This is a genomic window from Rheinheimera sp., assembly GCF_020217005.1.
Lineage (GTDB): Bacteria > Pseudomonadota > Gammaproteobacteria > Enterobacterales > Alteromonadaceae > Pararheinheimera.
The window spans coordinates 1-10000 of the sequence record NZ_JAIWOI010000316.1 but is presented as its reverse complement, the minus strand read 5'-3'; the positions used below and the strand labels follow the sequence as shown (position 1 = coordinate 10000).

The 10000-nt window shown below is 47.7% G+C and carries 9 protein-coding genes; 4 read left to right on the top strand and 5 right to left on the bottom strand.

The window, feature by feature from the left end; translation table 11 throughout:
- Positions 1-222 precede the first annotated feature (222 nt).
- From LDL40_RS15425 to LDL40_RS15415, 3 genes are all read left to right on the top strand, one after another.
- Positions 223-753 (top strand): HEPN domain-containing protein, encoded by a 531-nt coding sequence (locus LDL40_RS15425; protein WP_300996328.1) that lies wholly within the window; start codon positions 223-225, stop codon positions 751-753.
- 423 nt (positions 754-1176) lie between these two features.
- Entirely contained in the window at positions 1177-2238 is a 1062-nt protein-coding gene (locus LDL40_RS15420) for a ParA family protein (RefSeq protein ID WP_300996327.1), read from the top strand.
- 2 nt (positions 2239-2240) lie between these two features.
- A complete protein-coding gene (locus LDL40_RS15415) occupies positions 2241-2912 on the top strand; it encodes a hypothetical protein (RefSeq protein WP_300996326.1) in 672 nt (223 codons plus the stop codon).
- Between the two features lie 100 nt (positions 2913-3012).
- Here LDL40_RS15415 and ilvA read toward each other — a convergent pair whose 3' ends face one another.
- From ilvA to ilvG, 4 genes are all read right to left on the bottom strand, one after another.
- A complete protein-coding gene (gene ilvA, locus LDL40_RS15410; RefSeq protein ID WP_367304339.1) occupies positions 3013-4521 on the bottom strand; it encodes a threonine ammonia-lyase, biosynthetic in 1509 nt (502 codons plus the stop codon).
- Between the two features lie 74 nt (positions 4522-4595).
- On the bottom strand, positions 4596-6449 hold the full coding sequence (gene ilvD / locus LDL40_RS15405; protein WP_300996325.1) for a dihydroxy-acid dehydratase: 1854 nt from the start codon (positions 6447-6449) through the stop codon (positions 4596-4598).
- 316 nt (positions 6450-6765) lie between these two features.
- Positions 6766-7044 carry an acetolactate synthase 2 small subunit gene (ilvM, locus tag LDL40_RS15400; RefSeq protein WP_300996324.1) on the bottom strand — a complete coding sequence of 93 codons (279 nt, stop codon included), beginning with the start codon at positions 7042-7044 and terminating at the stop codon, positions 6766-6768.
- A complete protein-coding gene (ilvG, locus tag LDL40_RS15395; RefSeq protein ID WP_300996323.1) occupies positions 7041-8699 on the bottom strand; it encodes an acetolactate synthase 2 catalytic subunit in 1659 nt (552 codons plus the stop codon). The genes ilvM and ilvG overlap by 4 nt, the downstream gene beginning before the upstream one ends.
- Before the next feature lie 576 nt (positions 8700-9275).
- On the opposite strand from ilvG, the gene LDL40_RS15390 reads away from it, so the two are divergent.
- On the top strand, positions 9276-9569 hold the full coding sequence (locus tag LDL40_RS15390; protein WP_300996322.1) for a DUF1289 domain-containing protein: 294 nt from the start codon (positions 9276-9278) through the stop codon (positions 9567-9569).
- Between the two features lie 59 nt (positions 9570-9628).
- Here the strand turns inward: LDL40_RS15390 and LDL40_RS15385 are convergent.
- On the bottom strand, positions 9629-10000 hold a 372-nt coding region (locus LDL40_RS15385; RefSeq protein ID WP_300996321.1), incomplete at its 5' end, for a hypothetical protein.

Genomic DNA, 10000 nt, shown 5'->3' with positions numbered 1-10000 from the left:
AGAATGGTACAGCTGAACGACCTTTGTTGTATCTATTACTAAGTGTTGATGCCCCACGCCTCTAATGAAGAGGCGTTTATCCTCAATCCCTCCTATCGCATCAAGTAACCTTCTATCACTGACCTCAAGTCCCGAAAAACAACTTGTGCTTTGGTTTCAGTTGTTCTAATTTGGAGCTATTCAAGCCACTAAAGATGGCTGCAGTTGCCGGGAAAGGACGTCATGGCATCAACCTCCTATCAAGCTTTTGAAACCGCTATCGCCGACGCCGAGCGCTTGCTTGTGCTGTTCGATAAACTGCCTCAACAAGAACGACAACCCAATGAAGTTTTAAAACGTGCTGCGCTTATTATGACGCTGACGGCATGGGAAACTTATATTGAAGCCTGGTTAAACGAACAACTCTGCCAAAAGATTTCAGTGCTGAAAGGCAGTTTTGCAGGCGACTATATCCAGAAGAAGTTGGATATAGAGATTAAGCGGTTAAACAACCCCAATTCTGACAAGGTAAAGCAACTCAGCCTGGAGTTTCTGCAACACGATATCACCGAAAGCTGGGTGTGGAATAACTACCAGCCAAAAACAGTATGCTCTCAACTGAATAGTTGGTTAAGTAAACGTGGTGATGCTGTGCATCAGGGCCGCAATAACGCCGACCCCAAAGTCCCGCATTTAGTCAAAAGAGACGAAGTGGAAAAGGCGATTAAGTTTTTTAAAGAATTAGTCAAAGTAACGGATAGTGTCGCTTTATAGCATGGGGCACAGGGCAAGACCTGACACCGGTTTGCTGATGCAATACAGTAAGTAATAACAAAAGTTACAAACCCGCTTAACGCGGGTTTGTCTTTTTAAGAATAGGGGCGTGACCATTTGAGGACGCTAGAACTTCGCGTCTGGATTAATGCATAGCATTAACTACAAGTCCCGAAAAAGCTCTTGCCGTTTTGCATAAGCTGAATTACCTTGGTTCTAAACGAGTTACAACTGTAAAGAAGTTGCCGGAAAAGGAAGTTTGGCAGTTCAGTTCTTCTTGGCGTTTTAGCCTTTAGATCTCTAGCTCCATACCTTCTGCGTTTCATCCGCAACTCCAGATTTAACTAGGGTTCAGAGTAAGACCTGACACCGATTCTCCCGAGCAAGACTTAACCACTTAGTCGTTATAAAAAGGACAAAACAATGCAAATAGTTAGTTTGTATAACCACAAAGGTGGAGTATCAAAGACAACAACAACTTTTAATCTTGCTCATTATTTAGCTGAAGATGGTAAAAAGGTTTTGCTGGTAGACGCAGATCCGCAATGCAATCTCACAGAGCTTTGTATGGGAAATCAAATTGAGCAATTGGATGAACAAGCTGCACAAACAGGCGTAATTTTGGATTTACCGGGTACAAGCATTTTGGATGTTCTAAAACCACGGATAGAAGGTACAGTTCCAGAAGTTGATATCAGCCTCATTGAAACAGTACAAATCAGGGATGGCTTGGATCTAATAAGAGGTAGCGTCGATCTTACTTCAGTAGAGAATGATCTGGCAGAAGCGCACACTCAAAGATTTGCTGAACGCACCAATTTAATGAGAACTTATGTCGCGATTGGAGATATGCTTGAAAGGTTTGGTAAGTCACAAAATTATGACTATATATTAATTGATTTGGGTCCAAGTGCAGGTGCATTGACTAGATCGTTCTTTTTAGCTTGTGATTCGTTTTTTGTACCTATAGCTCCTGATAGATTTAGTGTTCAGGCGATAGAAACATTATCCAGCATAGTTGGGCGATGGTTGCTAGAACATTCTCAGATCAAAAGCACATATATGAGCTATGGTCTCCCGGTTAAACATGGAACACCAGTATTCTTAGGCGTAATATCCCAGTTCTTTAAGGTTTATAAATCGAAACCAAAAGCTGGTTTTGGCTTGTGGATGAGCAGAATCCCACAACAAATAACTCGATTTCTGATCCCTATTCTTAATAAACATTCAATACCAACAAATCCCTTATGTTCTTTGACTCCAGAGCAGTTTACTGCTGTACAGATCCCTGATTTCGGCTCACTTGCACCGTTAATGCAAGAGGTTAGTAAGCCAATTTTCGGCATCTCCCAAGAAGATACAGCTTTAATAACCGAATCAGGCTCAACTTGGGGAGGAGGAACATGGAATGATGCAGTAGTTAGAATGGCCACATATAAGGAATGCTTTCGCCAACTAGCCGGAAGATTATCTCAAGGAGATTAATTTTGAGTCCAAAACTATCGAGCCATTTTGTTGCTTTCATAGATATTTTAGGCTTTTCAGAGATGGTTAAGTCTGACTGCGAATCATCAGATAACCCAGTATTTCTAGAGAGGTTATATTCGGCGCATAACAAAGCAAAACAAATTCTTGGGCAAGATCCTGATGCTAATTTGATCCAATTCTCAGATTCAATCGTGTTCAGTAAACCTTATAGTGCATCAAGTTTTGAAGATTTTGTATCAACTGTTGCCACTTGGCAAAGAGAGCTTTTAATGTCAGGCCTATTATGCAGAGGAGGAATAACGTTTGGTAAGCACTTTGTTGACGACAAATTTTTATTCAGCAAGGCTATGATCGATGCATATCACTTGGAAAGTCAACAGGCCAGATATCCTCGAATTCTAATCTCCACAGACTTGCTACAACTAGTCAAACCTAAGGTTTATGTAAATAATCTACCTCTTATAAACGAAGACGACGGGGTCTGTTTTATAGATTACATCACGGAAAACTCTGAAGTGCCCAGTAATGCATTGGAAAGCGCAGTAACTAGAATACTCAACGATACAAAATCTAGCTCTCCATCTGTACAAGAAAAACTACGTTGGTTAGCTCGTTATACAGATCATAAATTGAACTCTAATCTGTCAAGGCCTGCATTTTCAAAACTTTAAATAGCGGGAATGAAAAAACTACCTAACGTTGGTTTAAGGCTAGCTACAATTATGCTGCAAACACAGGCGACCATAAAGGTCGCCTCTACGATTCAACACTTTAGTCCGCCGTCAAAAACACCTTATAAGCCCCATTGCTGGTCACCAGCCGATACTCATAGCCCAAAGTATCTAAATGCTCAGCAATCTCGGCATGATCAGCAATCTCAAACCCAGCCAATACATCACCAGTAGCTGCGCCGTGGTTGCGGTAGTGGAATAAAGTGATATTCCATTTTTCGCCCAGGGTGTTCAGGAAGTTCATTAGCGCGCCCGGGTATTCCGGGAAGTTGAACTGGTAGACCTGCTCTTTAACTAAACGTGGGGGCATGCCGCCGACCATATGGCGGACGTGCAGTTTGGCCAGCTCGTCGTCGGATAAGTCTTGATAGTCGTAGCCTGCGGCCGATAAGGCCTGATTCACCTGCTGCAGTTCTTCTGCGCCGTGCCGTAGTTTGATGCCAACAAAAATATGGGCTTTGTTGTCGCTGGCGTAACGGTAGTTAAATTCGGTGATGGCGCGGCCGCCTAAGGTTTGGCAGAAACGGCGGAAGCTGCCTTTTTCTTCCGGAATAGTAACGGCAAAAACCGCTTCTTTTTTCTCGCCCAGTTCGCAGCGCTCCGACACATAACGCAAGGTGTCGAAGTTCAGGTTAGCGCCGCTGAGTACTGCGCTAAGGTTCTGAGTTTGGTTAGCGCTGGCCGCATATTTTTTCAGGCCAGCTAAAGCCAAAGCACCAGCAGGTTCTGCGACTGCACGTAAGTCGTCGAAGATATCTTTGATGGCGGCACAAATTTCATCGCTGGAGACTGTGATCACATCGTCGCAGTATAAATGCGCCAGTTTGAAGTTCTCTGTGCCTATGCGTTTTACTGCCACACCGTCGGCAAATAGCCCTACTCTGTCTAACGTCACAGGCTCGCCTGCGTCTAATGCGGCTTTTAAACAGGCGGCGTCGTCTGGCTCTACGCCTATGACTTTTACGCCCGGCATTACGGCTTTGATGTACACCGCCATACCGGCCAATAAGCCACCGCCGCCAACCGGAATAAATACCGCGTCCAGTTTGTTATGTTGGCTTAATAGCTCTTTTGCGACTGTGCCCTGGCCTGCGATCACGTCGGCATCGTCAAAAGGTGGAATATAAGTGGCGCCCTGAGTTTGCGATAACTCAATGGCAAACTTATTGGCTTCGTCAAAGGCGGTACCGTGCAGCAGCACTTTGCCGCCCAGGGCTTTGACTGCTGCTACTTTAATTTCCGGCGTGGTGATAGGCATCACTATAGTGGCGTTCAGGCCCAGCTTGCTGGCGGATAAAGCCACACCCTGCGCATGATTGCCTGCAGATGCACAGACCACGCTAGCCCCAGGCTGTTGCTCACGCACTTTATGCAGTTTATGAAAAGCGCCACGCAGCTTGAATGAGTACACTGGCTGCATATCTTCACGTTTTAACAGCACATGCTGGCCAATACGCTGGCCGAGTTTTGGCATAGCCTGCAGCGGGGTTTCTATCGCCGCCTGATACACAGGCGACAATAAAATTTCCCGTAAATACTGCTGCATCAGCGCCGGGTTTGGTGCCGGGCGCTGCCAGTCGGCGGCTGTTTTACTTTGATCTTTTACAGCGTTTTCTACGGCACTCATAGGCTTTCCAATTTACTCAAGTCACGCACTGCGCCTTTGTCGGCACTGCTTGCCAGCATGGCATAGGCTTTTAAGGCTGGGCTGACCGAACGCACGCGGTCCACTGGTTTCCAGCCTAAAGCACCTTTGGCGTCCATGGCGGCGCGGCGCTCTGCTAAGACGGCATCGCTAACCCCAATGGCAATGCTGCGGTTTGGAATATCAATGGCGATGGCGTCGCCTTCTTCTACCAGCGCTATAGCACCACCGCTGGCGGCTTCTGGTGACACGTGGCCTATGGATAAACCCGAAGTACCACCAGAGAAACGGCCGTCTGTGATCAACGCACAGGCTTTGCCTAAACCCATCGACTTTAAGTAGCTGGTTGGATACAACATTTCCTGCATACCCGGGCCACCTTTTGGCCCTTCGTAGCGGATAATCACTACATCACCTGCAACAATTTTACCGGCCAGAATGGCGTCTACTGCGCTGTCCTGACTCTCAAAAATACGGGCGCGGCCGTTAAACACCAGGTTTTCTTTTTCGACACCTGCGGTTTTCACAATACAGCCGTTTGGCGCTAAGTTGCCGTACAGCACGGCCAAACCGCCGTCCTGTGAATAAGCGTGTTCTTTACTGCGGATACAACCTTCAACCCGGTCGTCGTCCAATGTTGGGTAACGGCAATCCTGCGAAAAGGCTTGAGTGGTGCGGATACCGGCAGGGCCGGCGCGGTAGAAGTCTTTTACCGCCTGATCCTGAGTCGTCATAATGTCGAAGCGCGCTAACACATCACCCAGCGACGAGCCCGCTACATGAGGGGTATTGGGGTTCAGTAAACCAGCGCGGTTTAATTCGGCCAGAATAGCAATGACACCACCGGCGCGGTGTACGTCTTCCATATGGTATTTTTGCGTACTTGGCGCCACTTTGGATAAATGCGGCACTATGCGCGATAAGCGGTCTATGTCGCTCATGCCAAAATCCACTTCGGCTTCAATAGCGGCGGCCAATAAATGCAGCACTGTGTTGGTGGAACCACCCATGGCGATATCCAGCATCATGGCGTTTTCGAAAGCGGTTTTATTGGCGATATTACGCGGCAAAGCGCTGGCGTCGTTCTGTTTATACCAGCGATTGGTCAGGTCCATAATGCGCTGGCCTGCACTGATAAACAGCGCTTTACGATCAGCGTGAGTGGCCAGCATAGAGCCATTGCCCGGCTGGCCTAAACCCAAAGCCTCCACTAAGCAGTTCATTGAGTTGGCAGTAAACATACCAGAGCAGGAACCACAGGTTGGGCAGGCGCTGCGCTCAATTTTTTCGCTGTCGGCATCTGTCACGTTGGGGTTAGCTGCCGAGACCATAGCGTCGACTAAATCCAGCTTGATAATCTGATCCGACAGTTTGGTTTTGCCCGCTTCCATTGGGCCACCTGAAACAAAAATGGCCGGGATATTCAGCCGTAACGCAGCCATTAACATGCCAGGGGTGATTTTGTCGCAGTTGGAAATACAGACCATAGCGTCAGCGCAGTGGCCGTTGACCATATATTCCACTGAATCGGCAATGATTTCGCGTGACGGCAGGCTGTACAACATACCGCCGTGGCCCATGGCGATACCGTCGTCTATGGCGATGGTGTTAAATTCTTTGGCGATGCCACCTGCGTCTTCTATAGCTTCAGCCACCAGTTTGCCTAAATCGCGTAAATGCACATGGCCCGGCACAAACTGGGTGAAGGAGTTCACTACGGCAATAATAGGTTTACCAAAGTCGGTATCTTTTACCCCTGTGGCCCGCCATAAAGCCCGGGCTCCCGCCATATTGCGGCCTTCGGTGGTAGTAGCGGATCTAAGCTTCGGCATCTCTTTATTACTCCAATTTAGTGTGTTCCCCTTCGTACTCGGGGTGCTCATAGTTTGTTTGATTTTGGGCTCCGTTCAGCACCGAGCCCTACTAATTATTCTTAAGTTTAGCCGCTTAAGCCCATTATTCGTCTTTTAACTCGCTGTAGAAACTGCCGAACTACATAGGGTTGCTGTAACTCATAAAGCGACCGTAGAGCGCCAGGGATGGCAGCGACAACACGGATAAATCCTGCCCCTCCATGGATGGATTCACGGGCGTGTCGCTGTTGGGTTGCAGAAACCCAAGACCAATACATCTACAGCAAATCCAATCTTAAGCCCGCATTGAACCCGCTTCTGCTTGTGTTTGTTGTGACTCCACACAATCCAGATACTCGATGTCGTATAACTTGTTTAGCTGATTGGTCAGCAGGCTGATGGGTTTGTCGCTGACGATAGACAAAGTCACCAGCAAGCCGCTGAAATCAGCCATAGGCTTCATTTCCATACCTGCCACTTCAAAGCCACGGTAACGGGTGACCTGCAATAACCGCTCTAATACCACAGGTTGGTTTTTAGTCTGGATGGTTAATACATGGTTTGCAGTGCTCATTGGGCTTTCTCCGTTAACATATCCTGATTGGCTGCTCCTGGCGGTACTAATGGCCAGACGTTGTCTGTTTCATCGATTCGAACATGTAATAAGTATGGGCCTGGCCAGGTAAACATGGCTTCCAGCGCTGGTAACACTTCATCTTTGCGGCTGATGCTGTGGCCTGGTATGGCAAAAGCAGCAGCTAAAGAGACAAAATCCGGGTTGTCGGATAAATCGGTTTCACTGTAGCGCTCGTTAAAAAACAGCTCCTGCCATTGTTTCACCATGCCTAAACGCTGGTTATCGACAATGACAATCTTCACCGGCAAACGGAAACGCTTAATGGTGCCCAGTTCCTGCACATTCATCATAAATGAGCCGTCACCGCTGACCGCCAGAACCGTATCTTTGGGTCGCGCCAACTGCGCACCTATGGCCGCAGGTAAACCAAAACCCATAGTGCCTAAACCACCACTGCTTAAGTGATTACGTGGATGACTAAAGCTCATATGCTGCGCCACCCACATTTGATGCTGGCCTACATCGCAACACACCACGGCGTTGTCCGGCATACGTTCGCTCAGTTGCTTCAGCATTAATGGCGCAAAAATACGCTCGCCCGGATGGTCATAACGCCAGCCATGTTGCTGTTTCATGCTCAGACAATGTTTTAACCAGTCTTCGCAGTGAGTGGGTACTGACATCGCAGGCAGTAACTGACGTAAATCACCCAGCATAGCGCACTCAGCGTGGCGTAATTTGTGCAGCTCGGCCGGGTCTATGTCGATATGAATGACTTTGGCGTCCGGCGCAAAAGCGGCCAATTTGCCTGTCACACGATCGTCGAAACGGGCGCCTAAACAGATGAGTAAATCGCATTGCTGCACTGCTAAATTCGCCGCCTGAGTACCGTGCATGCCCAACATGCCCAGGTAATAAGGGTTGCTTGGTGGCACTGTGCCCATAGCTTTTAAGGTAGTGACCGAAGGCATAGGGCTTTGGGCTAAAAAGTCCTGCAGTTGGCTGACAGCGTCCGCCATATGCACACCACCGCCTATATAGGCGATAGGCCTTTTGGCGTTTTGAATTAATAAGCGGGCTTGCTCTAAAGCTACAGTTGGCAAAAACTCTTGTTGGGCTGTATCAGCATCTTCGACTAAGCGTGGTTTAAACTGCACTTCAGCCAGTTGCACGTCTTTAGGAATATCAACCAGAACCGGGCCTGGGCGGCCTGACATGGCCAACTCAAAAGCTTCGTTTAAGGTGTGTTCCAACTCGGTGACGTCAGTCACCATAAAGCTGTGCTTAGTCACTGCCAGGCTTAAACCTAATACATCGACTTCCTGAAAGGCGTCTGTGCCCATCACGGCTTGAGACACCTGACCTGTGATGGCGACTAAAGGCACTGAGTCTAATAAAGCGTCGGCTAAGGAGGTGATCAGGTTCGTCGCACCAGGGCCAGAAGTGGCCATACAAACGCCTACTTTGCCTGAACTGCGGGCATAACCTATGGCAGAAAAAGCCCCACCCTGTTCATGACGGCACAGGTAGTGTTTGACTTTGCTCTGATACAGCGCGTCGTAGATTGGCATAATAGCTCCGCCCGGGTAGCCGAAGATGTGTTCGACTCCCTTTTGCTCCAGCAGCTTAATAACCAGTTCTGCGCCTTTCATGTCCTTTCCCCTCCGCTCTTCGTACTTGATGCTGCAGCTTCGTTGACAACTAATCCAGCATCCACTTGGACTCTGGACGGGCGGGGGTAAACCCCGCCCCTACGTTTTCACTCGCCTCGCTGCAACCTCAATTACTTTGAGCTCTAAATTTTCTTTGTTGTTGATACAGTTACCAACAAAACCTGTTTCGAAATTTCCGGGGACCTTAAAACACAAAACCCCCGGACCTTTCGGTGCGGGGGTTTTGTTGAGAATTTTTTGCTGCTTAAAATTCCAAACGCGAGCCCCCGCAGTGACTAATCACCACGATTACGAGGACCACAATAATGTTCAGAATAGAAGCTAAACGCATTTTTTAATGTTAACTCTTAATTGGTTAAATTTATATTTGTCTATTCGGCGGTGTTTTTACGTTAGGTGCCGAAAATTTGTGCCTATAGAAATAGCCGTCTAACCATCTTTAGTCAACAACTATTTTTGCTTTTCGCTGATTTTTGTAAAAAAATTACAAAAGCTGCATTTTTGCGCAGAATAAGCCAGAATCCTATTTCATCGTCTTGTTATGCATTGGGCCTGATGGATCAACTAGAGCTGTTTGATTTACCCAATCCTTGCATTGGGGTTTGCGAAAACAATAGCAAAGGCTATTGCCTTGGCTGTTTGCGTTCGCGTGACGAACGCTTTAACTGGCACAACAAACCTTTGGCCGAACGCTCCCGCATTCTGAAATTACTGGAACAACGCAGAGCCAGAAGAGATGCCAAACTGGCACAACTTGCGGCAGAAAAAGCAGCGCAGCAAAAGCTGGAGTCAGGCGACGCACCAGCGCCGGACGACAATATTCCTATTATCTGGGACTTAGAACTCTGATATTGAATTGGAATTCGACACGGGCAGGGATAAACCATGCCCCAAAGGTTTTCGTGAAATTAAACCCTGGCTGTTGGTACTTTCGCGCAGTTGCTGCGGGGCCTTTGCCAGTTTTCTGTCACTATCTGTTCGGACTGTTTAACCAACTCCCCCTGAACAAATTCATAAACTAAAGCCAGGTAGGCATAACCTATGGTTTCGTCTGAACCTTCCTCGGTCAGGCAATGTTTATAGTCTTTGTCAGTCAAGGGTACCCGGATAGCGCCGGTAAACCACTGTGCTTTTAGCGGGTAGTGCTGTTCACTGAACAGCAGTTTTGCATCTATGCTGGTGGCTGCGGTTTTACAGTCACTTTGCACTAATCCGTTTAAAAACAACTGCTGTCCTTTTAACTCCCAAACCCCTTTGTAGCCTCGTCCATCAACACCACA

Bases quoted from the DNA above. Each gene is read 5' to 3' on its own strand.
- ilvD (WP_300996325.1), bottom strand. From the start codon at position 6,449: ATGCCGAAGCTTAGATCCGCTACTACCACCGAAGGCCGCAATATGGCG.
- LDL40_RS15420 (WP_300996327.1), top strand. From the start codon at position 1,177: ATGCAAATAGTTAGTTTGTATAACCACAAAGGTGGAGTATCAAAGACA.
- LDL40_RS15390 (WP_300996322.1), top strand. From the start codon at position 9,276: ATGGATCAACTAGAGCTGTTTGATTTACCCAATCCTTGCATTGGGGTT.
- ilvM (WP_300996324.1), bottom strand. From the start codon at position 7,044: ATGAGCACTGCAAACCATGTATTAACCATCCAGACTAAAAACCAACCT.
- ilvG (WP_300996323.1), bottom strand. From the start codon at position 8,699: ATGAAAGGCGCAGAACTGGTTATTAAGCTGCTGGAGCAAAAGGGAGTC.
- LDL40_RS15425 (WP_300996328.1), top strand. From the start codon at position 223: ATGGCATCAACCTCCTATCAAGCTTTTGAAACCGCTATCGCCGACGCC.